A 313-nucleotide genomic window follows, 5' to 3' on the forward strand; every position below is an offset into this window, starting at 1 on the left:
CCAGCATGAACCTTCCAGTCTTTACAACGTTCAGGCCTTCCCAGACCATAGGGACAACAGGACCGGACGACATGTACTTGACAAGACCGGGGAAGAAAGGCCTGCTCGACAGGTCGGCATAGTGCTTCTTCAACAGTTCCTCAGTGGGCCAAGTAAATTTCAAAGCGACGAGTTTGAATCCTTTGGTTTCAAATCTTTTAATGATTTTTCCAACTAGACCTCGTTGAACGCCATCGGGCTTGACCATAATAAAAGTGCGTTCCTTGTTTGCTGCCATTGCACTAGAAAATAAAGAATAAATAGACAACAAAGT

General features: G+C 44.7%; 1 protein-coding gene. It reads right to left on the reverse strand.

Features of this window, described 5'->3' with window-relative positions; genetic code table 11:
* On the reverse strand, window positions 1-313 hold a 313-nt coding region (locus P2081_RS20640), incomplete at both ends, for a nucleoside-diphosphate kinase (protein WP_278924659.1).

Origin of the sequence: Pseudophaeobacter profundi, assembly GCF_029697505.1 — a bacterium.
In the GTDB taxonomy this organism is placed as follows: Bacteria; Pseudomonadota; Alphaproteobacteria; order Rhodobacterales; family Rhodobacteraceae; genus Pseudophaeobacter; species Pseudophaeobacter profundi.